This window comes from Pseudoxanthomonas koreensis (assembly GCF_010093225.1).
Taxonomy (GTDB): Bacteria; Pseudomonadota; Gammaproteobacteria; order Xanthomonadales; family Xanthomonadaceae; genus Pseudoxanthomonas; species Pseudoxanthomonas koreensis.
Genome location: NZ_PDWM01000040.1, coordinates 1 through 26177 on the forward strand (window position 1 = coordinate 1; position 26177 = coordinate 26177).

Consider the following 26177-nt stretch of genomic DNA (forward strand, 5'->3'; position numbering starts at 1 on the left):
TGGGTATATGGCCCAAGTGGCACATGGATGTGCCACGGCCCTGAGTAAAGACAGGATGTCGTCCCGAAGGGTGGGCCATATACCCAAGGTGCGGCGGCCCCCGCCGGAGCCCGGGCCCGGGCTCCGCGGGGTTGCCCCGCCGCCGGGTCGGCAGGCCCTTCCGGGCGGGGATGTCAAGTGGAGCGCGATGCTGCGCTGCGGTACCCTTGGCGACTTTGCCGCAGCCGCCGCGACCCGCAATGTCCGCCGTTCCCGAAAACGCCTCCCCGTACGATCCCCGCACCGTGGAAACCGCCGCCCAGGCCTACTGGGACGGCACCCGCGCCTTCGAGGTCGACGAGTCCTCCGACAAGCCCAAGTACTACTGCCTGTCGATGCTGCCGTACCCGTCCGGCGCACTGCACATGGGCCACGTGCGCAACTACACCATCGGCGACGTGATCAGCCGCTACAAGCGCATGACCGGCCACAACGTGCTGCAGCCGATGGGCTGGGACGCCTTCGGCCTGCCGGCGGAGAACGCCGCGATCAAGAACAGGACCGCGCCGGCGAAATGGACCTACGCCAACATCGACCACATGCGCAGCCAGCTCAAGTCGCTGGGCTACGCCATCGACTGGTCGCGCGAGTTCGCCACCTGCTCGCCGGACTACTACGTGCACGAGCAGCGCATGTTCACCCGGCTGATGCGCAAGGGCCTGGCCTACCGCAAGAACGCAGTGGTCAACTGGGACCCGGTCGACCAGACCGTGCTGGCCAACGAACAGGTGATCGACGGCCGCGGCTGGCGCTCCGGCGCACTGGTCGAGAAGCGCGAGATCCCGCAGTGGTTCCTGCGCATCACCGACTACGCCCAGGAACTGCTCGACGGCCTGGACGAACTGCCGGGCTGGCCGGATTCGGTCAAGACCATGCAGCGCAACTGGATCGGCCGCTCCGAAGGCCTGGAGATCCAGTTCGAGGTGGTCGACGCCACCGGCAACGCGCTGGAACCGATCCGCGTGTTCACCACCCGCCCGGACACGCTGATGGGCGTCACCTTCGTCTCCATCGCCGGCGAGCATGCGCTGGCGCAGAAGGCGGCCGCGTCGAATCCGGCGCTGGCCGCGTTCCTGGAAGAGCTCAAGCATGGCGGCGTGTCCGAGGCCGAGCTGGAGACCCAGGAAAAGCGCGGCATGGACACCGGCCTGAAGGCGGTGCACCCGGTCACCGGCGAGCAGGTGCCGATCTGGGTCGCCAACTTCGTGCTGATGGGCTACGGCACCGGCGCGGTGATGGCCGTGCCCGGGCATGACCAGCGCGACCACGAGTTCGCCGGCAAGTACAGCCTGCCGATCGTGCAGGTGATCGCGCTGAAGGCGCCGAAGAACGACGAAGAGCGCAGCTGGGACGTTGCCGAGTGGCGCGACTGGTACGGCGACAAGTCGCGCGCCGACCTGGAGCTGGTCAATTCCGGCGAGTTCGACGGCCTGGATTACTGGGGTGCGTTCGAGGCCCTGGCCGAGCGCTTCGAGCGCAAGGGGCAGGGCCAGCGGCGGGTGAACTACCGCCTGCGCGACTGGGGCGTGAGCCGCCAGCGCTACTGGGGCTGCCCGATCCCGGTGATCTACTGCGGCCGCTGCGGCGCGGTGCCGGTGCCGGAGGACCAGCTGCCGGTGGTGCTGCCGGAGGACGTCGCCTTCAGTGGCACCGGCTCGCCGATCAAGGCCGACCCGGAGTGGCGCAAGTGCACGTGCCCCGAGTGCGGCGCCGATGCCGAGCGCGAGACCGACACCTTCGACACCTTCATGGAGTCGAGCTGGTACTACGCGCGCTACACCTCGCCCAAGGCCAAGGACATGGTCGACCGGCGCGGCAACTACTGGCTTCCGGTGGACCAGTACATCGGCGGCATCGAGCACGCGATCCTGCACCTGATGTACTTCCGCTTCTACCACAAGCTCCTGCGCGACGCGCGCATGGTCGACAGCGACGAGCCGGCGACCAACCTGCTGACCCAGGGCATGGTCATCGCCGACACCTACTACCGCCAGAACGCCGACGGTTCGAAGGACTGGATCAACCCGGCCGACGTGGACGTGCAGCGCGACGACAAGGGCCGGATCACCGGTGCGGTGCTGCGCGCCGACGGCGCGCTGGTGCTGGTCGGCGGCACCGAGAAGATGTCCAAGTCCAAGAACAACGGCGTCGACCCGCAGGCGATGGTCGACAAGTACGGCGCCGACACCGTGCGCCTGTTCTCGATGTTCGCCGCGCCGCCGGAGCAGTCGCTGGAGTGGAACGAGGCCGGCGTCGACGGCATGGCCCGCTTCCTGCGCAGGCTGTGGACCCAGGTGCAGAAGCACGCCGACGAAGGCGCCGCGCCCGCGCTCGACGCGGCGTCGCTGGACGCCGGGCAGAAGGCGCTGCGGCGCAAGACCCACGAGACCATCGACAAGGTCGGCCACGACTACGGCCGCCGCCACAGCTTCAACACCGCGATCGCCGCGGTGATGGAGTTGATGAACGCGGTGGCGAAGTTCGACGACGCCAGTCCGGCCGGCCGCGCCGTGCGCCAGGAAGCGCTGGAAGCGGCGGTGCTGCTGCTCAATCCGATCACCCCGCATGCCAGCCACGCGCTGTGGCAGCTGCTGGGCCATGCCGAGACGCTGCTCGAGGACGTGCCGTTCCCGCAGGTCGACCCGGCCGCGCTGGTGCGCGATGCGGTGACCCTGGCGGTGCAGGTCAACGGCAAGCTGCGCGGCACGATCGAAGTGGCCGCCGACGCGCCGCGCGAGCAGATCGAGGCGCTGGCCAGGGCCGAGCCGAACGCGGCGAAGTTCCTGGAGGGACTGGGCGTGCGCAAGGTGATCGTGGTGCCGGGCAAGATCGTCAATATCGTCGCCGCGTAGCGGCGGCGATATTGACCGGGGGAAGGCGCGAGCGGCCAAGGGCCGCTCACGCCCCCGACTCGGGGGCTGGGTGGCTTCGATCGACGTTCGTGGCGAGGCCGGGAAAGCGGTCTCTCAAACCCCGTTCACGGGGCGTGGGGCACTCTGTCGGCGGTTGCCGCCCCCGGCTCGCTCGTCCAGACTTGCGCCCATGATCCGATCCGCGTTGCCCGTCCTGTTCGCCCTGGTCCTGGCCGGTTGCGGCTTCCACCTGCGCGAGAAGCTCGCCCTGCCGGAAAACGCGCCGCCGGTGGTGGTGGCGTCGACCACGCCCTTCAGCGAGCTGGTCACCGACCTCGAGCGCAGCCTGCGCAACGCCGGTGCGACGGTCGCGCCGCGCGATGTCGGGAAGAAGGCATCCTCCGGTTTCGCGCGGCTCGACATCCTGTCCGAGCGCTGGGGTTCCCTGCCGATCGCGATCGATGAACGGGGCCGCGCGCAGGAGTTCAGCCTGCGCTACGCCACCGTCTTCACCTTCCACCTCGCCGACGGCCGCGAACTGGTGCCGCAGCAGGTGGTGGAACTGTCGCGCGACTACGTATCGTCGCCGACGAACGCCACCGGCACCAGCACCGAGCGCGAGATCCTGGCCGACGAGCTGCGCCGCGAGATGGCCGCTTCGATCCTGCGCCGCATCGACAGCGTGGTCCGTGCCGACCTGGCGCGCCAGGCCGAGGCCGCCGCGGAGGCCGCGGCGCCCCAGCCGCCCGCGGAGCCTGCCACGCCGCCGGCCACTCCTTCGCCCATTCCCTGATGGCCGCACGCTGATGGAGGCGTCCTGATGGAACTGCGGCCCGAGCAGCTGGCCGCGCAGCCGGCCAGCCAGCCGCTGCTGCCGGTGTACCTGGTCGCCGGCCCGGAAACCCTGCACGTGCTCGAAGCGGCCGATGCGGTCCGCGCGCGCGCCCGCGCCGAGGGTGCCGAGCGCGAGGTGTTCGACGGCGATGGCCGCGACCCGGACTGGGACGCGGTGTCGGCCAGCTTCAACGCACCGGGCCTGTTCGCCAGCCGCCGCCTGCTCGAACTGCGCCTGCCCGGCGGCAAGCCGGGCAAGGCCGGCGCCGAGGTGATCTCGCGGTTCTGCGAGGATCCGCCCGGCGACGTGACCCTGCTGATTGTGGCCGGCGACTGGAGCAAGGCCCACCAGGGCAAATGGGTGGACGCGGTGTCCCGGCGCGGCGCGGTTGCCATCGCCTGGGCGCTGAAGCCGCATGAACTGCCGGGCTGGATCGACCGTCGCCTGCGCGGGCGCGGCCTGCGCGCCACGCCCGAGGCCGTGCAGGGCCTGGCCGAGCGCGTGGAGGGCAACCTGCTGGCCGCCGCGCAGGAGATCGACAAGCTGGCGCTGCTCGCGCCGGAAGGCCCCCTGGACGTGGAGGCGATGCAGTCGCTGGTCGCCGACGCGGCGCGCTACGACGTGTTCCGCCTGGTCGAAGCGACGCTGTCGGGGCAGGCGGCGCTGGTGCGGCGCATGCTCGCCGGCCTGCGCGCCGAGGGCGAACAGGTGGCCGGGCTGATGCCGATGGTGACCCGGGAACTGCTGCGTGCCGCCGCGCTGGCCCGGGCCCAGGCGCGCGGCGCCAACCTGGCCGCGGAGATGAAGTCGCAGGGCCTGTGGGAAGCGCGGCAGGCACCGTTCAAGCGTGCCCTGCAGCGCCACGCCACGGCGCTGCGCTGGAACCGCTTCGCCGCCTACGCCTCGCGCATCGCCCGCGCGGCCAAGGGTCGCGGCGCGGGCGAGCCGGGGCAGCTGCTGGAGCGGCTGCTGCTGGCGATCGCCGGGCCGGCACCGGCCACCCGCCTGCTGGCCGGCGGCGGCCGCTGAGCGGCGGCGCGCGTGCTGACGATCTGGTACGGCGGTACGTTCGATCCGGTCCACCACGGCCACCTGGCCATCGCCCGCGCCGCGGCCGACCGGTTCGGCGTGCCGGTGACCCTGTCGCCGGCCGCCGGTCCGCCGCACCGCGCCGCGCCCGGCGCCGATGCGGACCAGCGTGCGCACATGCTCGACCTGGCCGTGGCCGGCGATCCGCGCCTGCGCGTGGACCGGCGCGAACTGCGGCGCCCCGGGCCCTCGTGGACGGTGGACACCCTGCGCGAGCTGCGTGCCGGGCTGGGCGACGCGGCGCCGCTGGCCCTGCTGCTGGGCGCCGACAGCTTCCGCTCGCTGCCGACCTGGCGCGAGTGGCGGCAGTTGCCGGAACTGGCCCATTTCATCGTCGCCGGCCGCACTGCGGGGGATGATGCCGGCGTTCCCGGCGACCTGCCGGCCGCGCTGGCGGTGGTCGCCGAAGGCCGCTGGACCGCCGATCCGGCCGACCTGTCCACCGCCGCCAGCGGCCGCTTCCACGCCCTGCACCAGCCACTGCGCACCGAATCGGCCACCGCCGGGCGCCGGGCCATCGCCGCCGGCGACCCGGCCTGGCGCGACTGGGTCCCCGGAACCGTCGCCGCCTTCATCGACGCCACCCGCCTGTACCGCGACCCCTTGTAGGAGCCCACTTCAGGGGGCGACCCGGTGGCATCGGATCACGCGTCGTTCCACGCAAAGCCTCCGGAGCGGTCGCGTGGACCGCGGCTGCGTTCCAGCCATCGGGGGTCGCCCCCTGAAGTGGGCTCCTACAGGGGGCGCCGGCGCAGGGCTGGCGGGGGCACCCGGCCGTGAATGCGGCCCCCGCCCAGCGGCCCGGATAATCGCGTCGTCTTTCCCCGCTTCCCCGACCGAGTCCCACTTGTCCAGCCAAGCCCACGTCATCAAGACCCGCCTCCCCGAACCGCCGCCGCCCGTGGAAGTCCTGCTGGCGAACGTGCGCGCCGCGGTGGAGGAGATCAAGGCCAAGGATGTCGTCGAGATCGACGTACGCGGCAAGACCAGCGTCACCGACCACCTGGTGATCGCGTCGGGCACCTCGACCCGCCACGTCAAGTCGATCGCCGACGAGGTGATCAAGTTCGCCAAGAAGCTCGGCGCGATGCCGCTGGGCGTGGAAGGCGAGCGCGAGGCCGAATGGGTGCTGGTCGACCTGGGCGACGTGATCGTCCACGTGATGCTGCCGCGCGTGCGCGAGTTCTACGCCCTGGAGCGCCTGTGGACCGTCGGCGACCAGCACGAGGACGGCGCCGACGCCTGAGCCGGCGCGCCTGCAGCTGAAGCGCTGCTAAGGCGGCGCGGTCGCGGCGTGCAGGCCGAAGACGGCGCCGGTGAAGCCGCCGGCGACGCTGGTGCTGAGCAGGGTGCCGTCGATGCCGCGGGCCAGCGGCTTCCATTGCCCTTCGCTCGTGGCGTACTCGAAGTCGTACTTCGCCCCGCGCGCGCGGATGCGCAGGTACAGCGGCTGGCCGATGGCAGCGGCCGGCAGCGGCGCGGAGGCCAGGCGCGTGCCGGTCCCGGGCTCGTCCTTGCGGCGGCCGTCGCGGCGGTCCAGCACCACCGCCGGCGCGCCGTCCTCCAGGGTCAGCGCCAGCAGGTACCAGAAGTCCTCGTTCTGGAACGCGGCCAGGCCGGCGATGTCGCCGTCGCGCCGTGGCACGAAGCGCATCGACGTGGATGCCATCGCGGCCTGGTGCTGCTGCCGGCGCGCCAGGAACGAGGGGTTGTCGCGCTCGCCCAGCCCGACCGCGCGTGCGCGCAGGTGCAACGCGCCGCCGTCGAGCCGATGCCATTGCTCGCGCGGATTGCGCACGGTGATCCAGTCCAGCGGCAACTGGCGGCCTTCGAAGCCGATGCGGATCGCGAAGCTGCCGCTGGTCGGCACCGGCGCGCTGCCCGCCGGCAGCGCCGGCGCATCGAGCACCCAGGGGATCCGCTCGCCCGGCGCGGTGATCCGCGGCCAGCCGTCCTCCCAGCGCACCGGCATCAGGAAGGTCTCGCGGCCGGTGTTGACGTAGTGGCCGCCGGCGGGCGGATACGGGCGATTGCCGAGGAACACCGCCCACCAGTCGCCGTCCGCGGTCCGCACGAAGTCGGCATGGCCGGCCGAGGTGACCGGCAGCGGGCGGTCGCGCGGCAGGTCGCGCTGGGTCAGCACCGGGTTGCCGCTCCAGGCCACGTAGGGGCCGGTCACCACGCGACTGCGCAGCACCACCTGCTGGTGCATCTCGCCGGTGCCGCCCTCGGCGGCGGTCAGGTAGTACCAGCCGTCCTTGCGGAACAGGTGCGGACCCTCGACGTACTCGGGCTTCTCCGCCGGCACCACGCCGCCATCGAGCAGCACCCGGCGCGGGCCGATGGTGCGCAGCGCCCTGGCATCGAACTCCTGCAGCCAGATCGCGCGGTGCCCGGGATAGCGTTCCCGGCCACCCTCGGGCAGGTCGTTGTTGACGATCCAAGCGCGGCCGTCGTCGTCGAAGAACAGCGACGGGTCGATGCCGCCGGCCAGGTCCGGCAGCCACGCCGGGTCCGACCACGGCCCGGCCGGATCCTTCGCGGTGATCACGTAGTTGCCGCCGCAGGACGGGAAGCAGGTGTTGACGATGTAGAAGGTACCGTCGTGGTGTTCGATCGCCGGGGCGAACACGCCGTTGACCAGGTCGTGCCGGCCGAAGTCGAGCTGGTCGACACGGTCGATGGCATTGCCGATCTGGGTCCAGTTCACCAGGTCGCGGCTGTGGAACACGGGAATGCCCGGGAACCAGCCGAAGGTGGAATTCACCAGGTAGTAGTCGTCGCCGACGCGGACCACGCTCGGATCGGGATGGAAGCCTTGCAGTACCGGGTTGCGGAACTGGCCCGGTCCGGGTGTGTACTTCGCATCCGCGGGATCGGCGCCTTCATATTCGAACCAGTCGAACGACGCCTCCAGCGGTGCGTCCTGCACGCTGGAGGCGGTGGACGGCACGGCGTGGCCGCAGGCGAAGGCGAGCAGCGCAGCGAGGCTGGCGAAGCGGATGCGGCCCATGCGTTCCCCTCCCCGGATGACGGTGCGGCGACAAGGTCGGCCGGACCGTAGCACGCGGGTGCAGGGGCATATCAGCGCTTACCGGCGGTAATACCCCGTGCGCGGTCGCACTATCATGGCTGCCATGAAAGCCCGACTCATCGCCACCGGCGAACGCGCCCCGTCCTGGGTGGCCGACGGCTTCGCCGAATACCGCAAGCGCCTCTCGCACTGGCTGCCGCTGGAACTGGTCGAGGTCGAGCCCGGCCTGCGCGGCAAGGGCCGCGATCCGCAGCGCGCGATCGAGGATGAAGGCAAGCGCGTACTCGCCGCGCTGCCGAAGAACGCGCACGTGGTCGCGCTGGACGTGCCCGGGCGCGCCTGGAGTTCGGAGCAGCTGGCGCAGCGCATGGAGCACTGGCGCCAGCAGGGCCGCGACCTGGCCTTCCTGGTCGGTGGCCCCGAAGGGCATGCGCCGGACGTGCTCGCCGCCGCCTCCGAATCCTGGTCGCTGGGCCCGCTGCCCCTGCCGCACATGCTGGTGCGGCTGGTCGTGGCCGAACAGCTGTACCGCGCCGCGGCACTGCTGGCGAACCATCCCTACCACCGCGCCTGAGCCGGCCGGCGGCGCCGCTCCGCGCGCGGGGCGCGAAGCGGCGCTGCGCGCCCGCTACTGCAGGCTGAAGTCGATCGGCACCAGTCCCCAGGCCTGCACCGCGCGGCCGTCGTGCACGGCCGGTTCGAAGCGCCAGCGCTGCTGCACGTGGCGCACCGCTTCGCGGTCGAGCGAACGGTGGCCGCTGCTGCGGTCGACGATCACCTGCAGCGGCCGCCCGTCGACATCGACCAGGATGCGCAGCACTACGGTGCCTTCCTGTCCGCCGCGTACCGCGTCGCGCGGATAACCCGGAGGAGGGGCGACGGCGAGGCGCAGCTGCGCGCCCTGCAGCGGCTGGCCATTCCAGGGCGGGGGGATGTCGGGCGGCCCGGCGATGGCGATGCCGGGGTCGGCGGGGAGGCTGCCCTGCTCGACGATGGCCGGCACCTGCACCGGCACCGTGCGCTGCACGGGAACCGGCTGCGGCCGCGGCTGGACCGGCGTGGCCGGGTGCACCGGGCGTGGCGGCAGCGGCGCCGCCGGGGTGACCCGTTCGACCACCCAGCGTTCCGGTTCCGGGGCGTGGCGGACTTCGGGAATCGGCGGGCTGGTCAGCGGCAGCAGCAGGACCAGCAGCGCCAGCGCATGCACGGCGATGGCGAAGCTGATGGCGAGGATGCGCGGGAAGTCCAGGCGCGGGGATACATCGGACGGCAGCGTGCGAACCATGATCCACCTCCATTGCGGGAATGACGGAGGAAACAACGCACGGACATGGCGGCCGGGGTTTGGCCGCGATGGCCCGGTTCCAGCCTGCGCCTGCCGTATGCAGGTTTGCAAGCGGCGGCAGGGTGGTGCGGGCGCATGGCCCATCCGTGTGCCACCCGTTCAACTCCAGCGGCGCCATGCTTCCTGTAGGAGCCCACTTCAGGGGGCGACCCGACGACGCCGGAAGGCACGACGCGATACCGCGCACGTTCGCCGGAGCGTGCGCGTTGAACGCAGGCGGAGCGGGCGCGTTGAACGCGGCTATGTTCTGGCGTCGTCGGGTCGCCCCCTGAAGTGGGCTCCTACAGAAAAGCAGGCTGCTCAGCGCCCCAGTTCGAAGACCACGTCCAGGCTCACCAGGACGCTGCTCTCGCCGGCGGCCACCGGGGTGCTGTCGAAGGCTTCGGCCTTCATCATCGCCATGCGCGGCATCGGTGAGGGGATCGCCGCGCCGCCCTCGCTGATGCTGACGATGCGGCGCACGCGCAGGTCCAGTGCCCTGGCGTAGGTGTCGGCGCGTGCGCGGGCCTGCGCGAGCGCCTGCAGCCGGGCCTTGTCGTACAGCGGCTCGGGATTGTCGATGCCGAAGCTCGGCCCGTTGATCTGGTTGGCGCCGCTGGCCACCAGCGCGTCGAGCACTTCGCCCATCTTCGCCACGTCGCGCAGCTTGACCGTAACCGTGTTGCTGGCCTGGTAGCCGGTGATGCGCGGCGGCTGGTTCTCTTCGTAGCGGTATTGCGGATTGAGGTTGATGCCGCTGGTCTGCACGTCCTTCGCGGCCACGCCCGCGGCCCTGACCGCCGCCAGCACCCGGTTCATCTGCTCGGCGTTCTGGCGCATGGCCGCGTTGCCGTCGGCGGCCTGGGTGACCACGCCGGCGGAAATCGTGGCGATGTCCGGCGCCTGCCGCGCTTCGGCCTGGGACGAGACCGAGAGCAGGGTCGCGTCGGGCGGCGGCGGGGGCGTGCCCTGCGGCTGCGCCGTGGCCGGGGTGGACAGGGCGGCGGACATGACGAGCGGGGCGAGCAGGGCGGCGAATGGGGGGCGCATGGGGACTCCTTGTGCGGGATCGCGTGGGCTGGACCAGGGGAAGTGTGAACGGCTGCCCGGCGCGCGTGGCAGCGTCGGTCCGGATGGATGAACGCGCCGTGAGCCCGAACGGGGTCGAGGCCGTTTCCGGCGCGGCCGGCCCCGGCCCGGCCTGCTGCCGCGGGTTATCCTTTGGCCATGCTGTATCTGGCCTCGAAATCCCCGCGCCGCGCCGAACTCCTCGACCGGCTCGGCCAGCCCCACCGCCTGCTCGACGTCGACGTCCCGGAAGTCCGGGCGCCGGGGGAGGGCGCGGTCGACTACGTGCGCCGGGTCGCCCGCGACAAGGCCCGCGCCGGCTGGGCGCAGGTCGCCACGCAGCCGGGCGCGCGCGTGCTCGGCGCCGACACCGAGGTGGTGCTGGGCGAGGAAGTGTTCGGCAAGCCGCGCGACGCCGCCGACGCGGCGGCGATGCTGCGCCGCCTGTCCGGCCGCAGCCACACCGTGCTGTCGGCGGTGACCGTGGTCGATGCCGGCGGCGAACGCCAGGCGCTGTCGGCCACCGAGGTGCGCTTCGCGGTGCTGTCCGATGAGCGGATCGCGGCCTACGTCGCTACCGGCGAGCCGATGGGCAAGGCCGGCGCCTACGCCATCCAGGGCCGCGCCGAGGCCTTCGTCGAGCACCTGGCCGGCAGCTATTCCGGGGTGATGGGGCTGCCGCTGCACGAGACCGCGCGGCTGCTCGCCGGCGGTCCGGCAACCGAAGAACACGACGCCGGCGAGCCGGCCACGATCGCCGGGTGAACGCGCGCATGTCCGAAGAGATCCTGGTCAACGTCACCCCGCGCGAGACGCGCGTGGCGGTGGTCGAGAACGGCATGCTGCAGGAGCTGCACATCGAGCGCGGCTGGCGGCGCGGCGTGGTCGGCAACATCTACAAGGGCCGGGTGCAGCGGGTGATGCCCGGCATGCAGGCGGCGTTCGTCGAACTGGGCCTGGAACGCGCCGCGTTCCTGCACGCCAACGACGTGGTCCGCCCGGCGCCGGTCGACGCCGGCCTGGCCGACGACGCGCCGCCGCAGCCGCTGCCCACGCCCTCGATCGTCGAGCTGCTGCGCGACGGCCAGGAGATCGTGGTCCAGGTGGTCAAGGACCCGATCGGGACCAAGGGCGCACGCCTGACCACCCAGATCAGCATCCCCTCGCGCTACCTGGTGCTGCTGCCGCAGTCGCGCAGCATCGGCGTGTCGGCGCGGATCGAGGACGAAGCCGAGCGCCAGCGGCTGAAGACCCTGGTGGCCGACCTGTCCGCCAGCCACGGTGGCCACGGTTACATCGTGCGTACGAACGCCGAGGGCCAGCCGGCCGAGGCGCTGGCCGAGGACATCGCCTACCTGGCGCGGGTCTGGAACGTGGTCGAGCGCCGCGGCCGCGAGGCCGCCGCCGGCACGATCATCTACGAGGACCTGAGCCTGCCGCTGCGCGCGGTGCGCGACCTGATCCGCCGCGACGTGGAGAAGGTGCGGGTGGATTCGCGCGACACCTACGACCGGCTGCAGGCGTTCGTCGCCAAGTACATGCCGGTGCTGGGCGAGAAGCTCGAACTGTATTCCGGCGACCGCCCGATCTTCGACCTGTACGGGGTCGAGGACGAGATCGGTCGCGCGCTGGACAAGCAGGTACCGCTGAAGTCCGGCGGTTACCTGGTCATCGACCAGACCGAGGCGATGACCACGATCGACGTCAACACCGGCTCGTTCCTCGGCCAGCGCAACCTCGAGGAAACGGTGTACCGCACCAACCTCGAAGCCGCGCAGGCGTTGGCCCGCCAGCTGCGCCTGCGCAACCTGGGCGGGATCATCATCATCGACTTCATCGACATGACCGACCCGGAGCATCGCCGCCAGGTGCTGCGTACGCTGGAGAAGTCGTTGTCGCGCGACCACGCCAAGACCACCGTGTACGACTTCTCGCCGCTGGGCCTGGTCGAGATGACCCGCAAGCGCACGGTCGAGAGCCTGGAGCGGCAACTGTCGGAGACCTGCCCGCAGTGCAGTGGCCGCGGCTCGGTGAAGACCGCCGAGACGGTGACCTACGAGGTGTTCCGCGAGATCACCCGCGCGGTGCGCCAGTTCGACGCCGCGCGCCTGCTGGTGATCGCCTCGCCCAAGGTGGTGGCGCGGATCACCGAGGAGGAATCGGCGGCGGTGGCCGAGCTGGAGGAATTCCTCGGCAAGTCGATCCGCTTCCAGGCCGACGAGCAGTACCTGCAGGAGCAGTTCGATGTGGTGCTGCTGTAAGGCCGCGCGCGGCACGGGGGACTGATGCCCACGCCGCTGCGCCGACGCCTGCGCCTGGCACGCCGCTGGGCCGCGTACCTGCTGGCCGTGGTGCTGGTGCTGATGGCGCTGGCGCTGGGTGCGGCCAGCCAGGTGCTGCCGCTGGCCGAGCGTCATCCGGAACGCATCGCCGCGTGGCTGAGCGAGAAGGCCGGCCGCCCGGTCGCGTTCGATGCCGTGCGCACGCAGTGGACCCGGCGCGGGCCGCTGCTGCAGCTTGAAGGTCTGCACATCGGCGATGCCGGCGGCGGCGTGCACATCGGCCAGGCCGAGGTGCTGGTATCGATGTACGCCGGATTGCTGCCGGGCCGTTCGTTCACCGAACTGCGCCTGCGCGGGCCGTCGCTGACCCTGGAGCGCGCCGACGACGGGCGCTGGTCGGTGCGCGGGCTGCCGATGACCGGCACCGCCGACCCGCTGACCTACCTGGAAGGACTGGGCGAGTTGCAGGTGATCGGCGGCGCGCTGGAAGTGCGCGCGCCGCAGCTGGGGCTGCGCACGCGGATCCCGCGGATCGACCTGCGCCTGCGCGTGGACGGCCGCCATGTCGACGCCGGTGCGCATGCGTACATCCGCCCGGACGAGGCGCCGGCGGCGCTGGCGTTCGAATTCGACCGCGACAGCGGCAACGGCCGCGCGTACTTCGACCTGGACACCGGGGCGCTGGGCGCGTGGGCGCCGCTGCTGCACCACGGCGGCATCGCCCCGGCCGACGGCCGCGGCCGGGTCGAGGCCTGGGGCGAACTGCGCGCGCACCGGCTGGCGATGGTCACCACCCGCGCGCAGCTGCGCCACCTGCTGCTGTCCGGCGCGCCGCTGGCCGATGGCCGCCTGCCGCAGGTGCGGATCGACGAAGTGCGCGGGCGCGCCCGCTGGCGCGTCGCCGCCAGCGGCTGGCGCTTCGATGCGCCGCAGTTGCGCATCGTCGATGCGTATGGCGAGCAGTCGCTGGACGGGCTGGTCGTCGCCGGCGGACAGCACGTCGCGCTGCTGGCCGACCAGGTGGATGCGAAGCCCCTGCTGGCGATGGCCGCACTGAGCGACCGGCTCCCGGCCGGATTGCGGGCGTGGATACTGCAGGCCGCGCCGCAGGCAGAGCTTGCCGGTGTGGAACTGGCCGGCACGCGCGGCGGCCCGCTGCATGCGCAGGGCCGGCTGGAGCGGGTGGCCTTCGCCGCGGTCGGCGACGCACCCGGCATGGACGGCCTGTCCGGGCGCTTCGAAGGCGACGGCCAGGGCTGGCAGCTGGCGCTGGATCCTCGCAGCGCGCTGCGCTTCGACTGGCCCAGCGGTTTCGGCGTGGTCCACGACCTGAAGCTGGACGGCACCCTGCTGGCCTGGCGCGAAGGCGCCGGCTGGGAAGTCGGCCCGCCGGCGCTGCGCCTGGATGGCGGCGACTACCGCGCCGACGTGCGCGGCGGGCTGTGGTTCCAGGGCGACGGCACGCGGCCGTGGATCGGCATCGCCGCCGACATCGGCGACACGCCGGTGCCGGTGGCGAAGAAATTCTGGATCCACCACAAGATGCCCCGGGCCGCGGGGGACTGGCTGGACATGGCGCTGCAGGACGGCGTCGTCAGCGGCGGCCGCGGCCTGGTTGCCGGCGGCCTGGACGACTGGCCGCTCGTGCACGGCAATGGCCGCTTCGAGGCCACCGCGCGGATCCGCGGCGGCCGCATCCGCTTCCAGCGCGACGGGCCGGAGCGGGAGGCGATGCAGGCCGGGGTGGCCTTCGTCGGCAACGGATTCGAGGTGCAGGGTGAGGGCCGTGTCGCTGGCCTGCCGGTGCAGCGGGTGCAGGCCGGCATCGCCGATTTCAGCCGTGCGCCGCTGCTGGTCCACGCCGAGGCCAGGGGCGATGCCGCGCGCATGCTTGAACTGCTGAAGCAGAGCCCGCTGCAGCAGGAGCACCGCGACACCTTCGCCAACCTCGCCGCGTCGGGGCCGGCGGCGACCCGCTTCGCCCTGGACCTGCCGCTGGGCAGCGGCGCGGGGCCGGCGCGGATCAACGGTACGGTGGCGCTGCAGGGCGCGAAGCTGGCGGAGAAGCGCTGGAACCTGGAGTTCGACGCGGTGCGCGGCGAGGCGCGCTACGACAGCGACGGCTTCGACGCGCCGCGGCTGGCGACGCGCCATCGCGGCCAGGACGGCACCCTGGCGCTGCGCGCCGGTGGCCACGTGCGCGACGCGGCCAACGCTTTCGAGGCCAGCCTCGATGCGCCGCTGGACGCGGCCGATCTGTTCGCGCGCGCGCCGGAGATGGAATGGCTGGCGCCGCGCGTGCGCGGGCGCTCGCCGTGGACGCTGGCAGTGGCCCTGCCCAAGGGTGCCGACGGCGCAGGCGACAGCGCCGGCACGCTGCGGCTGCAGTCCAGCCTGGTCGGCACGGTGCTGGACCTGCCTGCGCCGCTGGCCAAGCCGGCTGCCGAAGCGTTGCCGACGACCGTGCAGGTCGGCCTGCCGCTGGGCAGCGGCGCGATCGACGTGGCCTTCGGCGAACGCCTGGCGCTGCGCGCGCGGCAGAAGGACGGGCGCACCGGCGTGCGCGTGCGCCTGGGCAGCGCGACGGTGGATGCCGAACCGCCGGCCTCCGGCCTGGTGGTCGGCGGCCGCGCGGGCTCGCTGGATGCGCTGGAATGGATCGGCCTGGCGAGGGGCGGCGGCGAGGAGGGAATGCCCCTGCGCGGGATCGACGTGCTGGCCGACGAGTTGCGGCTGCTGGGCGGCGTGTTCCCGGCCACGCGGCTGAGGCTGCGGCCCGCTGCGCAGTCGCTGGAGGTGGATGTCGCCGGTCCGGCGCTGGCCGGTACGGGGAGCGTGCCCGACCAGGCCGGCGCACTGGTGCGGGGCCACTTCGAGCGCCTGCACTGGCAGCCGCCGGCGACGAAGGCCAGCGCTGCCGATGTCGCCGATGACGGCGCGCGCGCGCGCGCCGAAACCGATGCGCCGGCCTCGGCGGCGCCGACGCCGGCCAGGGCCGACGCCGGATCCGCCCCGCCCGCGATCCCGCCGCTGGCGATCGACATCGACGACCTGCGCTACCGCGCCGCGACCCTGGGCCGCGCCCTGCTGCGCACCCGCCCGGTGCCGGGCGGCCTGCGCCTGGAACAGTTGCAGGTGCAGGACGGCAAGCAGCGGCTCGACGCCACCGGCGAATGGGTGGGGCAGGGCGATGCGGCGCGTACCCACCTGGCGCTGCAGGTGGACAGCAGCGACATGGGTGCGCTGATGGACGGCCTGGGCTATCGCAACTGGCTGGCACGCGGTGAAGGCCAGCTGCGTTTCGACGCCAGGTGGCCCGGTTCGCCGAACGGCTTCAGGCTGGCCGGGCTGCAGGGCAGCCTGCGCATCGACGCAACCGACGGCCAGCTGCTGGAGCTGGACCCCGGTGCCGGCCGTGTGCTCGGACTGTTCAGCCTGGCCCAGCTGCCGCGGCGGCTGACGCTCGATTTCCGCGACTTCTTCTCCAAGGGCTTCGCCTTCGACACGCTCGAAGGCAGCGTCAGGTTCGGCGACGGCCAGGCGCACACCGACGACATGCGCATCGACGGCCCGGCCGCCGACATCCGCATCCGAGGCGACACCGACCTGCGCGCGCAACGCTTCGACCAGACCATCGACGTGCTGCCCAAGTCGGGCAACCTGCTCACCGTGGTCGGCGCGGTCGCCGGCGGCCCGGTCGGCGCGGCGATGGGCGCGGCGGCGAACGCGGTGCTGTCGCGGCCGCTGGGCGAACTGGGCGCGAAGACCTACCGGGTCAGCGGACCGTGGAAGGAGCCCAAGGTCGAGGTGATCAGCCGCGAGCAGTCGCGCGATGGGGCCACCGCCGAGGGCAGGATCGGACAAGACGCCGGCATGCCCTGAACCGGCATCGCATGCGCCGAACGGGTGCCGCTTTACGTAGAGCGGGGCTTGCCCCGCTGCTCTTTGCGGTGGTTCGTTTCATCGGGCGTGTGCAGCCGGGCAAGCCCGGCTCTACGAAAGCCACCCGGGTGGGGTTTCAGCTGCCGTCGCCGCGGCTGAAATCGGGCAGGCGCAGCTTCACCCGGTGTTCCTTCGCCGGGCATCCCTCCACGTCCACGCCGCGGAAATAGCCGCGCTGCCACTGCTCGCGCGCGGCGGCCGATTCCGGGTCGGGCAGTTCCTGCAGGAAGTGGCCGCGGCTCTGCGTCCAGCGCCGGTACTGCGCGTCCAGCTCCGGCGTTTCCGACAGCGGCCGCCATTCGGCGCGCACTTCGCCCTGCAGCAGCGGGCGGTGCAGCGGCAGCAGGTGCGCGAACGGTTCACCGGCCTCGAAGCGCACGCGGCCGGGGCGGGTGAACTTCCAGTTCATGGTGAACGGATACGGGCTCCAGTCGGTCTCGACCATGCCGCTGAGCGCGCCGATGCCGTCCTTCGGGCGGTTCAGCGGGCCGGTCACCAGCAGCTCGGTGCCGGCCGGCTCGGTGCGGAACAGGCAGGGCACGTGGAAGGTCAGCACGCCGTAGCCGAAGTGGCTCACCGCCGGCGCGGAGGTGCCCGGATCGGCGGTGATGCGCACGTCGTCCAGGGCGTTGCCGCCGCTCCACTCGGCGCTGAATCCGGTCTGGCACAGCAGTTCCCAGCCCAGCGCGTTGGCCATGTCCAGCGGCAGGCAGCGGTAGGCGTAACGCTGCTCGGTGCGGTCCATCCAGTCGCGCTCGCGCGGGGCCGGGCGGATGTCCAGGGTGTAGCCGTCGATGACGTGGGCGGTCAGTTTCATCGTGGTTCGGAGGCTGCGGGCGGGGCGCCAGGCGCGATGAAGGCCGTGGCGGGTGGGTGCTGTCATCATAGGCGCCGCTTGCCATTCCGGCGCCTGCCCCCATCTTTCCCCGATGACCGACTCAGCCCTGATCCTCGCCGAATCCCGCCTGCTCGTCCCCGGCGGCCTGGACCCCTCCGGCCTGGACCGCGCCTTCGGCGCGCTGCTGGGGCCGGGCATCGACTTCGGCGATCTGTACTTCCAGCACGCCCGGCGCGAGAGCTGGTCGGTGGAGGACGGCATCGTCAAGGACGGTGCGCATTCCATCGAACAGGGCGTGGGCGTACGTGCGATCAGCGGCGAGAAGACCGGCTTTGCCTATTCGGACGACATCAATGCCGATGCCTTGCGCCTGGCCGCCGGTTCGGCACGGGCGATCGCGCGGGACGGCAGCGCGCACGCGCCGCGGCAGCTGGTGCGCAGCGGCGGGCATGCGCTGTACCCGGCACTGGACCCGGTCGATGGCATGGGCAACGAGGGCAAGGTCGAACAGCTGCGCGCGCTGGACCGGCTGCTGCGCGCGGCCGACCCGCGCGTGATCCAGGTATCGGTGAGCCTGTCCGGCGGCGTCGACACCGTGCTGGTGGCACGCAGCGACGGCGTGCTTGCCGCCGACGTGCGGCCGCTGGTGCGGTTGAACGTGCAAGTGATCGTCGAACACGGCGGCCGCCGCGAATCTGGTTACGCCGGTGGCGGCGGACGCTACTCGTACGAGGAACTGTTCTCCGGCGGCCGCCCCGAGAAACTGGCGCGCGAAGCGCTGCGCCAGGCGCTGGTGAACCTGGAGGCGATCGACGCGCCGGCCGGCACCATGCCGGTGGTGCTCGGTTCCGGCTGGCCCGGCGTGCTGCTGCACGAGGCCGTCGGCCACGGCCTGGAAGGCGACTTCAACCGCAAGGGCACCTCGACCTATGCCGGGCGCATGGGCCAGCGGGTGGCCGCACCAGGCGTGACCATCGTCGACGACGGCACCCTCGAAGGCCGCCGCGGCTCACTCAACATCGACGACGAGGGCACGCCGACGCGCTGCACCACGCTGATCGAGGACGGCGTTCTGGTCGGCTACATGCAGGATTCGCTCAACGCGCGGCTGATGGGCATGGCGCCCACCGGCAACGGCAGGCGCGAATCGTTCGCGCACCTGGTGATGCCGCGCATGACCAACACCTACATGCTCGCCGGCACGCACGACCCGCAGGAGATGATCCGCTCGGTGAAGAAGGGCCTGTACGCGGTCAACTTCGGCGGCGGCCAGGTCGACATCACCAGCGGCAAGTACGTGTTCTCGGCCACCGAGGCCTACCTGATCGAGGACGGCAAGGTGACCGCGCCGGTGAAGGGCGCCACCCTCATCGGCAACGGCCCGGAGACGATGCAGAAGGTGCGCATGGTCGGCCACGACCTGGCCCTGGACGAGGGCGTGGGCGTATGTGGCAAGGACGGGCAGAGCGTGCCGGTGGGCGTGGGCCAGCCATCACTGCTGATCGACGGGCTGACCGTGGGCGGGACGAGGGCGTGAGGCGCGGCGCGTGAGCCGCCCGCAGGCTGTGTCCCACCCGGTGTCGGGCCGGTCAGTCCTGGCGTTCGTCGTTCCCGTCGAAGCCGAATTCGTCTTCGACCCCGTCGTCCGCGGTCCCGCTGCCGGCCTCGTCCGCAGTCGCGCCGCCGGCGGCCAGCAGCCGCTTCAGTTCCTGGAACAGTTCGCGGAACGCGCGCGGCGGCTTGTTGCGCAGCTTTTCCTCCTGCGCGTTGCGGACCAGCTGGCGCAGGTGCTGGCGGTCGGCCGCCGGGTATTCCTCCAGCAGTCCAGCCAGCGCCGCGTCGCCTTCCGCGATCAGGCGTTCGCGCCAGTCCTCGATGCGGTGCATCGTGGCCGTTTCGCGGCGGGCGGCTTCGCCGTCTTCGTCCAGCGCGTCGCGGATGGCTTCGAGGGTTTCGTCGTCCTCGCGGCGCATCTGCTTGGCGAGGAAGGCGAGCTGGCGCTTGCGGGCGACGTGGGCGGGGATCTTCCGGGTGTGCTCCAGGTGCGGCAGGAGGTCGTCGGGGATCGGGAGCTTGGCCAGCTGGGTGGGGGTGAGGCTGGCGAGTTTTTCGGCCAGTTCGAGCACTTCGAGGGCTTCGCGGCGCTGCTGGCTGCGGCTGGGGGAGTGGAATTCGCCGGTTTCTTCGTCGCGTCCGCGCATGGGGGTGGGGCTCTGTCGGTTGCCGTGGATTCTACGCGCTCGGGGCTGGGGCAACGGCAAGAGCGCGGGCTCCGGACGGGGCCGCGGCATGCCGGGGGTCCCGCTTTTCCCGCGTGGGGACATCCTGTCCCCAAGCGGGCGCAGGCCATCCATGGCCTGCTTGGCGCGGGACCCCCGGCATGCCGCGTCCTTCGCGAGCGTGCGGGACGTGGCTCCTACCGGCGTTTGAACAGCCTGTATTCGCGTCCAGGGCGAGGCTTCTGCTGGCTCTGGAACAGCCGAATACTTTCGAAGGCGTGCAGTGAACCCCTGCGACGGAACTTTGGGCGCCATGGATGGCGCCCAAAAGCCCCCATGGATGGGTTCACGGCGTGTTCCGGCGCAGGGGTTCACTGCATGCCCGCCGCGAGACCGTCCGGTCGCAACCGCTTTTGACCTGCTGTGCTTGAAATCCAGAAACAGAACGAACAACAGGATGGAACTTGTGAACGACATCGTGCGCGGCGACGACAGCCATGAGCGGTTGGAACGGTTGGCGGACATTTCGCAGCGGCTGCTGGAGCGGGCGAAGGCGCTGGGGGCCAGCCAGGCGGAGGTGAGTTGCAGCGAGGAGCGCGGGCTCAATGTGTCGGTGCGGATGGGCGAGGTGGAGACGGTCGAGTCCAATCGCGATCGGGGCATCGGCGTGACCGTGTATTTCGGGCAGCGCAAGGGCAGTGCGAGTACTGCCGACCTGCACGAGGCGAGCCTGGAAGCGACGGTCGAGCAGGCCTGCGCGATCGCGCGGCATACCGAGGACGATCCGGCGGCGGGGCTGGCCGAGGCGGCGTTGATGGCGCGCGAGTTCCCGGACCTGGATACCTGGCATCCGTGGCGACTGGATGCGGACGAGGCAGTGGACCTGGCGCTGGCCTGCGAGGCGGCGGGGCGCGGGGCGGATGCGCGGATCGGCAACTCGGACGGGGCTTCGTTCGGCAGCGGCGAAAGTCTTTCGGTGTATGCGAACAGCCACGGCTTCGTCGGGCGCGAGCGCGAGACCCAGCATTCGCTGGGCGTGGCGCTGATCGCCGGGCAGGGCGACGGCATGCAGCGCGATGGCTGGTACAGCATCGGCCTGGCGCGCGGCGACCTGGAGGCGCCGGCGGCGATCGGGCGGCGCGCGGCCGAGCGCACCGCGGCGCGGCTGGATCCGCGCAAGGCGCCCACCGGCGCGTTCCCGGTGCTGTTCTCGGCCGAAGTGGCGCGCTCGCTGCTCGGGCACCTGCTGGGCGCGGTGTCGGGCGGGGCGCTGTATCGGCGCGCCAGTTTCCTGCTCGACAGCGTCGGCACGCGGCTGTTCCCGGAATGGATGGACATCGAGGAGCGACCGCTGCTGCGGCACGGGCTGCGCTCGACCGCGTTCGATGCCGATGGCGTGGCCACCCGCGACAGCGCGCTGGTGGCCGGCGGCGTGCTCCAGCGCTACGTGCTGGGCAGCTACTCGGCGCGCAAGCTGGGATTGCAGACCACCGCCAATGCCGGCGGCGTGCACAACCTGCAGGTCTCGTCCAACGCCGGGACGCTGGCGGAAATGGCGCGCGGGATGGGCCGCGGCCTGCTGGTCACCGAGCTGATGGGGCAGGGCGTCAACGGCGTCACCGGCGACTACTCGCGCGGTGCCGCGGGCTTCTGGGTGGAGGGCGGGGTGCCGGCCTATCCGGTGGATGAACTGACCATCGCCGGCAACCTGCGCGCGATGTTCGCCGGCATCGAGGCGGTGGGTAGCGAGATCGATCCGCGCTCGCACATCCGCACCGGGCCGATCCTGGTCGGGCGGATGACCGTGGCCGGCGGCGATGCCTGAAGCCGCCGGCGGTGTCCCGCATCGCAGCCGGATGACGTATCTTCACGTATCGGCACCGTCCCGGGGGAGAGGGGCCGTCACTCCAACCGCAACCGCAAGGGGAACGAGATGAGCGAATTCGAGACCTACACCGCGCCGCCGCCGCCGCCCGAGGGTGGTGCACCCAGCGCCGAGGAGCGGCAGTGGGGCCTGTTCGGCCACCTGTCGTCGCTGGCGGGGCTGTTCACCGGTGGCATCGGCAACATCGTCGGCCCGCTGGTCATCTGGCTGATCAAGAAGGACACCATGCCCTTTGCCGCCGACCAGGCCAAGGAAGCGCTGAACTTCAACATCACCCTGCTGATCGTGGGCGTGATCCTGGTGCTGCTGACCATCTTCACCCTGGGCATCGGCGCGCTGATCACCGCACCGCTGGGCGTCCTGCTGGCGATCGCGTGGCTGGTGCTGACGATCATCGGTGCGATGAAGGCCAACGATGGCGTGGCCTACCGTTATCCGTTCACGCTGCGGCTGGTGAAGTAAGCCGCCTTTCCGATCGATGCGAAGGGCCCGGCTTGTCCGGGCCCTTTGTTTTTCCGCGCCTTGCGACTGTCGCCACCCTTGTAGGAGCCCACTTCAGGGGGCGACCCCGCGCCGCTGGAATTCCCGCGCTCAACGCGCAGCTCCGGATCCGCCGCGTTGAACGCGGCTGCACCCCGCCACCGTCGGGTCGCGCCCTGAAGTGCGCTCCTACAGAAGGGCGTTCACGAAGCAGCGTTCACGAGGCAGCGTTACGACGCAGCGTTACGACGCAGCGTTACGACGCAGCGGGGCGCTGGCCGCTAGTGCTTGCGCTGCACCGCCAGCTCGCCGAGCGCGGCCAGCGTGGTGGCGCGCTCGCCGAACGGGGCGAGTGATTGGCGCATCGCCGCGGCCAGTTCGTCGAGCCTGGCGCGGGCGCCGTCGAGGCCCAGCAGCGCGGGGTAGGTGGACTTGGCCTGGGCCGCGTCCTTGCCGGCAGTCTTGCCCAGCTGTTCGGAGCTGGCTTCGACGTCGAGGATGTCGTCGCGCACCTGGAAGGCCAGGCCCAGCGCGTCGGCGTATGCGTCCAGGTGCGCAAGCGTGGCTGCGTCGGCGCCGCCGGCCAGCGCGCCCATGCGCACCGCGGCGCGGATCAGCGCGCCGGTCTTGAGCGCGTGCATGCGCTGCAGCTGCGCCAGCGTCTGCGTGCGACCAGTGGCGTCGATGTCCAGCGCCTGGCCGCCGCACATGCCGGCTACGCCGGAGGCCGCGGCCAGGGTGCGCACCCATTCGATGCGCAGGCCGGCGGCGGCATCGGCTTCGGCCAGCGCGGAGAAGGCCAGGGTCTGCAGCGCGTCGCCGGCGAGGATCGCGGTGGCTTCGTCGAAGGCCACGTGCACGGTGGGCTGGCCACGGCGCAGGTCGTCGTCGTCCATCGCCGGCAGGTCGTCGTGGACCAGCGAATAGGCGTGGACCAGTTCGACCGCGGCCGCGGGCGCGTCGAGCAGCGCATCTTCGGCGCCCAGCGCGGTGCCGGCGGCATAGACCAGCAGCGGGCGCATGCGCTTGCCGCCGCCGAGGGTGGCGTGGCGCATCGCCGCGTGCAGGCGCGCCGGCTCGGTGCCCGGATCGGGCAGCAGGCGCTCCAGCGTGGCCTCGGTGCGCGCCGCCCAGCGCGCGAAGGCCTCACTCGCCATCGGGACCGGCGAAGGGCTGGGCCGAGTCGGGCTGTTCGGGGTCGCTGAGCAGGCGCACGCGCAGCTCGGCCTGTTCCAGCGCGGCCTGGCAGCGGCGGTAGAGGCCGACGCCGCGCTCGTAGGCGGCCAGCGAATCCTCCAGGCTCATTTCGCCCTGTTCCATCTTCTCGACCAGCTGTTCCAGTTCGTCCAGCGAATGCTCGAACTGCGCGACCGGCGAGGCGTCGGGGGTGGCTTTCTTGGACATGGGCGAAGTGTGCGCGGTGCGGACGGGAAGGGTCAACGACGCCGCCGTGCCGCGATGCTCACCGCGCGGCCGCGCCGGCGCCGGGCGGAGCCCAGGCCAGCTGCCAGCCACGCGCGCGCAGCCAGTCGTCCAGGGCGACGGTGCGGGCCACGTCGCCGGCGGCGAGCAGCCGGCCATCGGCAGCGGAGAGCAGGGGCAGGTGCGCGCGGCGCCAGGGCGGTACGCCGCGCTCCTGCAGCACCTGCTTGAGCGCGTGCGAATGGGAGCGGCCGGGCAGCACGATACGCTCGCCGCCGCGGCGCGCATGCACCCGCAATGGCATGTCGAATCCGGCCACTGCGCCGCCGGCCCCGTCGTGCAGGTGCAGGCGGCCGCCGTCGGGCAGCAGCAGGGGCGCACGCCCGTCCCATCCGGCCTGCCACTGCGCGGGCAGCGGGTCGCGCTGGTGGTCGGCGGGGAGGACGGCGCGCCAGCGCAGCACGCGCGCGCCGGACCAGGCGAAGCTGGCCTGTGCATCGGCACGCGCGCCGAGCAGGTCGCGCTCGATCCGTTCCACCCCGCGCGCCGGCAGCGGCGGCAGGCCGAGCGTGCGTAGCCAGTGGCGCAGCACGCGCGCGCGGCGCGCGGCGGGCAGCGCCTGCAGCGCCGGCACGGGCAGCGTGCGCGGATCGTCGCCGGCGTGCGTGCGCAGCAGCGCGTCGTCCTCCGCGGCCAGCAGCGCGTCGGCCTCGGCGCTGAGCGCGGCGCTGCGCGCGAGCGCGGCAGCCGCGTGCGGCCAGCGCTGGCGCAGCAGCGGCAGCACCTGCAGGCGCAGGAAGTTGCGGTCCGGATCGGGCAGGGCGTTGCTGGGATCTTCGATCCAGGCGATGCCATGCGCGCGGGCGTAGTCGAGCAGCGCGGCGCGCGGCAGCGCGAGCAGCGGCCGCCATTGCCAGGCCTGGCCCAGGGCGCGGCAGGGCCGCATCGCGCCGAGGCCTTCCGTGCCGGAGGCGCGCAGGGCACGCAGCAGGAAGGTTTCGGCCTGGTCGTCGAGATGGTGGGCGGTGGCCAGCACGTCGCCGGCGGCGAGCGTGCCGCGCAGCGCGGCGGAGCGCGCCTCGCGCGCCGCGGCCTCCAGGCCCAGGCCCCGGTCGCGCGGCACCTGCACTTCGATCACCTGCAACGGCACCTGCAGGGCTTCGGCCTGGCGCGCGCAGTGCGCGGCCCAGTCGCCGGCATCGGCCTGCAGGCCGTGGTGCACGTGCACCGCGCGCAGGCCGCGCGCGCGCAGCGCCGGCTCGGCGGCCAGGCGGTGCAGCAGCACGCCCGAATCCAGGCCGCCGCTGAAGGCCACCACGATCGCGCCGTCCGCATCGGCTGGTACTTCCGGCAGCGGGGGAAGGGGGAAGATCGATGCGGCGGCCATGCGGCTATCCTAGCCGGCGGCCGTCCCGGCTCAGCGGACCTGGCGCCAGATCACCGCCAGCGCGCTGATCCAGCACACCGCCACGAACCAGGCCAGCACCCAGTTCGGATTGGTGCGGCGATGGCGGAACAGGCGGTTGACGACGACCACGACCAGCAGCGGCACCACGAACAGGGCCAACGGCAGCACCCAGCCGGGCAAGGTACTCATCGGCCGCGCTCCATCGCCAGCGGCATGCGGCAGGCGGCGGCGCGCAGGCGCGCCGACGCCGCCGCGCCGGGCTCAGGCAGCCTCGTACGCGCCATAGCCATGCAGGCGCGCGTAGCGGCGCTGCACCAGTTCGGCGGCCGGCATCTGCTCCAGCGCGTCGAGTTCATTGAGCAGCACGGCCTTCAGGCGCCTGGCCATCTGCCGCGGGTTGCGGTGGGCGCCGCCGGTGGGTTCGCGCACGACCTTGTCGACCAGGCCCAGCCCGTGCAGGCGCTTGGCGGTCAGGCCCAGCTGCTCGGCCGCGTCCCTGGCCTTGCCCGCGTCCTTCCACAGGATCGAGGCGCAGCCTTCAGGCGAGATCACCGAGTAGGTGCTGTATTCGAGCATCACCGTGCAGTCGCCCACGCCAATGGCCAGCGCGCCGCCGGAGCCGCCTTCGCCGATCACCGTGCACAGGATCGGCACCTTGAGCTCGGCCATCTCCAGCAGGTTGCGGGCGATGGCCTCGGACTGGCCGCGCTCCTCGGCATCGATGCCCGGCCACGCGCCGGGGGTGTCGATGAAAGTCAGGATCGGCAGGCCGAAGCGTTCGGCCAGCTTCATCAGGCGCAGCGCCTTGCGGTAACCCTCGGGCTTGGGCATGCCGAAGTTGCGGCGGATTTTTTCCTTGGTGTCGCGGCCTTTCTGGTGGCCGATCACCACGACCGGACGGCCGTCGATGCGGGCCAGGCCGCCGACAATGGCCTTGTCGTCGGCGAAGGCGCGGTCGCCGGCCAGTTCCTGGAACTCGTCGCAGATCACGCGCACGTAATCGAGGGTGTAGGGGCGGGCCGGGTGGCGGGCCAGCTGGGAGACCTGCCAGGAGGACAGGTCGCGGAAGATCTGGGCGGTGCGCTTGCGCAGCTTGTCCTGCAGCGCGTGCACTTCGGCGTCGACGTTGACCGCCGGGCCGGTGCTGGCGCTGCGCAGTTCCTGGATCTTGGCTTCCAGGTCGGCGATGGGCTGCTCGAAATCGAGGTAGTTCGGGTTCATCCGGGGGCCGGCAGGGCCGGTGAGTACATGAAGGCGTGGAGTGTAGCCGAAGGTCCCGGAAGGGACCGGACCGTACGGTACGGTGACGCTCAGTTCGCCCAGGGGCGGCCGATGGCCAGCTTCACCGCGCGCACGCCGGGCTGGGCGCGCAGGGCGTCGAGCAGGGGCGGGGCGACGCGCACGCCGTTGGCGCCGTTGAGGTCGAGCACGCCGGTGGCGGCATTGCCCTGGCGGCCGAC

At 72.1% G+C, this 26177-nt stretch carries 22 protein-coding genes; 12 read left to right on the forward strand and 10 right to left on the reverse strand.

Annotated features, from left to right (window positions below; all coding sequences use genetic code 11):
- Positions 1-239: 239 nt before the first annotated feature.
- From leuS to rsfS, 5 genes are all read left to right on the forward strand, one after another.
- A complete protein-coding gene (gene leuS / locus CSC64_RS11580) occupies positions 240-2891 on the forward strand; it encodes a leucine--tRNA ligase (protein WP_162435483.1) in 2652 nt (883 codons plus the stop codon).
- Positions 2892-3081: 190 nt separating this feature from the next.
- Positions 3082-3684 (forward strand): LPS-assembly lipoprotein LptE, encoded by a 603-nt coding sequence (locus CSC64_RS11585; RefSeq protein ID WP_162435484.1) that lies wholly within the window; start codon positions 3082-3084, stop codon positions 3682-3684.
- Between the two features lie 27 nt (positions 3685-3711).
- On the forward strand, positions 3712-4755 hold the full coding sequence (holA, locus tag CSC64_RS11590) for a DNA polymerase III subunit delta (RefSeq protein WP_162435485.1): 1044 nt from the start codon (positions 3712-3714) through the stop codon (positions 4753-4755).
- Positions 4756-4767: 12 nt separating this feature from the next.
- Positions 4768-5424 carry a nicotinate-nucleotide adenylyltransferase gene (gene nadD, locus CSC64_RS11595; RefSeq protein WP_162435486.1) on the forward strand — a complete coding sequence of 219 codons (657 nt, stop codon included), beginning with the start codon at positions 4768-4770 and terminating at the stop codon, positions 5422-5424.
- Positions 5425-5662: 238 nt separating this feature from the next.
- Positions 5663-6061, forward strand: coding sequence for a ribosome silencing factor (gene rsfS, locus CSC64_RS11600; protein WP_162435487.1), 399 nt, complete (start codon positions 5663-5665; stop codon positions 6059-6061).
- A gap of 27 nt (positions 6062-6088) precedes the next feature.
- On the opposite strand, the gene CSC64_RS11605 is transcribed toward rsfS, so the two are convergent.
- Positions 6089-7828, reverse strand: a complete 1740-nt coding sequence (locus tag CSC64_RS11605) for a glycoside hydrolase family 43 protein (RefSeq protein WP_162435488.1) — start codon at positions 7826-7828, stop codon at positions 6089-6091.
- 124 nt (positions 7829-7952) lie between these two features.
- On the opposite strand from CSC64_RS11605, the gene rlmH reads away from it, so the two are divergent.
- A complete protein-coding gene (gene rlmH / locus CSC64_RS11610; RefSeq protein ID WP_162435489.1) occupies positions 7953-8423 on the forward strand; it encodes a 23S rRNA (pseudouridine(1915)-N(3))-methyltransferase RlmH in 471 nt (156 codons plus the stop codon).
- Between the two features lie 54 nt (positions 8424-8477).
- Here rlmH and CSC64_RS11615 read toward each other — a convergent pair whose 3' ends face one another.
- Both CSC64_RS11615 and CSC64_RS11620 read right to left on the reverse strand, forming a co-directional pair.
- Entirely contained in the window at positions 8478-9134 is a 657-nt protein-coding gene (locus CSC64_RS11615; RefSeq protein ID WP_162435490.1) for an energy transducer TonB, read from the reverse strand.
- Between the two features lie 360 nt (positions 9135-9494).
- Positions 9495-10223 carry an SIMPL domain-containing protein gene (locus CSC64_RS11620; RefSeq protein ID WP_162435491.1) on the reverse strand — a complete coding sequence of 243 codons (729 nt, stop codon included), beginning with the start codon at positions 10221-10223 and terminating at the stop codon, positions 9495-9497.
- Positions 10224-10400: 177 nt separating this feature from the next.
- Between CSC64_RS11620 and CSC64_RS11625 the strand changes: the two genes are divergently transcribed.
- From CSC64_RS11625 to CSC64_RS11635, 3 genes are read left to right on the forward strand one after another with little or no spacing between them, the layout of a single operon-like run.
- On the forward strand, positions 10401-11006 hold the full coding sequence (locus CSC64_RS11625) for a Maf family protein (RefSeq protein ID WP_162435492.1): 606 nt from the start codon (positions 10401-10403) through the stop codon (positions 11004-11006).
- Between the two features lie 8 nt (positions 11007-11014).
- Entirely contained in the window at positions 11015-12502 is a 1488-nt protein-coding gene (gene rng, locus CSC64_RS11630; RefSeq protein WP_162435493.1) for a ribonuclease G, read from the forward strand.
- A gap of 24 nt (positions 12503-12526) precedes the next feature.
- A complete protein-coding gene (locus CSC64_RS11635; RefSeq protein WP_162435494.1) occupies positions 12527-16405 on the forward strand; it encodes a YhdP family protein in 3879 nt (1292 codons plus the stop codon).
- 136 nt (positions 16406-16541) lie between these two features.
- Here the strand turns inward: CSC64_RS11635 and CSC64_RS11640 are convergent, their stop codons facing one another.
- Positions 16542-17282 (reverse strand): DUF6065 family protein, encoded by a 741-nt coding sequence (locus CSC64_RS11640; RefSeq protein ID WP_162435495.1) that lies wholly within the window; start codon positions 17280-17282, stop codon positions 16542-16544.
- A gap of 112 nt (positions 17283-17394) precedes the next feature.
- Here CSC64_RS11640 and tldD point away from each other — a divergent pair, with 112 nt between their 5' ends.
- Positions 17395-18840 (forward strand): metalloprotease TldD, encoded by a 1446-nt coding sequence (gene tldD, locus CSC64_RS11645; RefSeq protein ID WP_162435496.1) that lies wholly within the window; start codon positions 17395-17397, stop codon positions 18838-18840.
- A 52-nt stretch (positions 18841-18892) separates the two neighbouring features.
- On the opposite strand, the gene yjgA is transcribed toward tldD, so the two are convergent.
- On the reverse strand, positions 18893-19504 hold the full coding sequence (gene yjgA, locus CSC64_RS11650; RefSeq protein ID WP_162435497.1) for a ribosome biogenesis factor YjgA: 612 nt from the start codon (positions 19502-19504) through the stop codon (positions 18893-18895).
- A 475-nt stretch (positions 19505-19979) separates the two neighbouring features.
- Between yjgA and pmbA the strand changes: the two genes are divergently transcribed.
- Together pmbA and CSC64_RS11660 are read left to right on the forward strand one after the other, a co-directional pair.
- Positions 19980-21347, forward strand: a complete 1368-nt coding sequence (gene pmbA, locus CSC64_RS11655) for a metalloprotease PmbA (protein ID WP_162435498.1) — start codon at positions 19980-19982, stop codon at positions 21345-21347.
- A 108-nt stretch (positions 21348-21455) separates the two neighbouring features.
- A complete protein-coding gene (locus CSC64_RS11660) occupies positions 21456-21869 on the forward strand; it encodes a DUF4870 domain-containing protein (protein ID WP_162435499.1) in 414 nt (137 codons plus the stop codon).
- A 299-nt stretch (positions 21870-22168) separates the two neighbouring features.
- Here CSC64_RS11660 and ispA read toward each other — a convergent pair whose 3' ends face one another.
- The 5 genes from ispA to CSC64_RS11685 all read right to left on the reverse strand — a co-directional run bounded on the left by ispA (position 22169) and on the right by CSC64_RS11685 (position 25938).
- Positions 22169-23044 (reverse strand): (2E,6E)-farnesyl diphosphate synthase, encoded by an 876-nt coding sequence (gene ispA / locus CSC64_RS11665; protein WP_162435500.1) that lies wholly within the window; start codon positions 23042-23044, stop codon positions 22169-22171.
- Positions 23034-23291: an exodeoxyribonuclease VII small subunit gene (locus CSC64_RS11670; RefSeq protein WP_162435501.1), complete on the reverse strand. Its 258-nt coding sequence runs from the start codon at positions 23289-23291 to the stop codon at positions 23034-23036. The genes ispA and CSC64_RS11670 overlap by 11 nt, the downstream gene beginning before the upstream one ends.
- Positions 23292-23349: 58 nt before the next feature.
- Positions 23350-24696: a tRNA lysidine(34) synthetase TilS gene (gene tilS / locus CSC64_RS11675; protein WP_162435502.1), complete on the reverse strand. Its 1347-nt coding sequence runs from the start codon at positions 24694-24696 to the stop codon at positions 23350-23352.
- Positions 24697-24726: 30 nt separating this feature from the next.
- Complete coding sequence (locus CSC64_RS11680; RefSeq protein WP_162435503.1) at positions 24727-24906, reverse strand: hypothetical protein; 180 nt, start codon at positions 24904-24906, stop codon at positions 24727-24729.
- 72 nt (positions 24907-24978) lie between these two features.
- Positions 24979-25938 (reverse strand): acetyl-CoA carboxylase carboxyltransferase subunit alpha, encoded by a 960-nt coding sequence (locus tag CSC64_RS11685; protein WP_162435504.1) that lies wholly within the window; start codon positions 25936-25938, stop codon positions 24979-24981.
- Positions 25939-26177: the final 239 nt, after the last annotated feature.

Excerpts from the sequence above, each read along its gene's own strand:
- leuS (WP_162435483.1), top strand. The coding sequence starts at position 240 with ATGTCCGCCGTTCCCGAAAACGCCTCCCCGTACGATCCCCGCACCGTG.
- CSC64_RS11585 (WP_162435484.1), top strand. The coding sequence starts at position 3,082 with ATGATCCGATCCGCGTTGCCCGTCCTGTTCGCCCTGGTCCTGGCCGGT.
- holA (WP_162435485.1), top strand. The coding sequence starts at position 3,712 with ATGGAACTGCGGCCCGAGCAGCTGGCCGCGCAGCCGGCCAGCCAGCCG.
- CSC64_RS11605 (WP_162435488.1), bottom strand. The coding sequence starts at position 7,828 with ATGGGCCGCATCCGCTTCGCCAGCCTCGCTGCGCTGCTCGCCTTCGCC.
- rlmH (WP_162435489.1), top strand. The coding sequence starts at position 7,953 with ATGAAAGCCCGACTCATCGCCACCGGCGAACGCGCCCCGTCCTGGGTG.
- CSC64_RS11615 (WP_162435490.1), bottom strand. The coding sequence starts at position 9,134 with ATGGTTCGCACGCTGCCGTCCGATGTATCCCCGCGCCTGGACTTCCCG.
- CSC64_RS11620 (WP_162435491.1), bottom strand. The coding sequence starts at position 10,223 with ATGCGCCCCCCATTCGCCGCCCTGCTCGCCCCGCTCGTCATGTCCGCC.
- CSC64_RS11625 (WP_162435492.1), top strand. The coding sequence starts at position 10,401 with ATGCTGTATCTGGCCTCGAAATCCCCGCGCCGCGCCGAACTCCTCGAC.
- rng (WP_162435493.1), top strand. The coding sequence starts at position 11,015 with ATGTCCGAAGAGATCCTGGTCAACGTCACCCCGCGCGAGACGCGCGTG.
- CSC64_RS11635 (WP_162435494.1), top strand. The coding sequence starts at position 12,527 with ATGCCCACGCCGCTGCGCCGACGCCTGCGCCTGGCACGCCGCTGGGCC.
- CSC64_RS11640 (WP_162435495.1), bottom strand. The coding sequence starts at position 17,282 with ATGAAACTGACCGCCCACGTCATCGACGGCTACACCCTGGACATCCGC.
- tldD (WP_162435496.1), top strand. The coding sequence starts at position 17,395 with ATGACCGACTCAGCCCTGATCCTCGCCGAATCCCGCCTGCTCGTCCCC.
- yjgA (WP_162435497.1), bottom strand. The coding sequence starts at position 19,504 with ATGCGCGGACGCGACGAAGAAACCGGCGAATTCCACTCCCCCAGCCGC.
- pmbA (WP_162435498.1), top strand. The coding sequence starts at position 19,980 with ATGGAACTTGTGAACGACATCGTGCGCGGCGACGACAGCCATGAGCGG.
- CSC64_RS11660 (WP_162435499.1), top strand. The coding sequence starts at position 21,456 with ATGAGCGAATTCGAGACCTACACCGCGCCGCCGCCGCCGCCCGAGGGT.
- ispA (WP_162435500.1), bottom strand. The coding sequence starts at position 23,044 with ATGGCGAGTGAGGCCTTCGCGCGCTGGGCGGCGCGCACCGAGGCCACG.
- CSC64_RS11670 (WP_162435501.1), bottom strand. The coding sequence starts at position 23,291 with ATGTCCAAGAAAGCCACCCCCGACGCCTCGCCGGTCGCGCAGTTCGAG.
- tilS (WP_162435502.1), bottom strand. The coding sequence starts at position 24,696 with ATGGCCGCCGCATCGATCTTCCCCCTTCCCCCGCTGCCGGAAGTACCA.
- CSC64_RS11680 (WP_162435503.1), bottom strand. The coding sequence starts at position 24,906 with ATGAGTACCTTGCCCGGCTGGGTGCTGCCGTTGGCCCTGTTCGTGGTG.
- CSC64_RS11685 (WP_162435504.1), bottom strand. The coding sequence starts at position 25,938 with ATGAACCCGAACTACCTCGATTTCGAGCAGCCCATCGCCGACCTGGAA.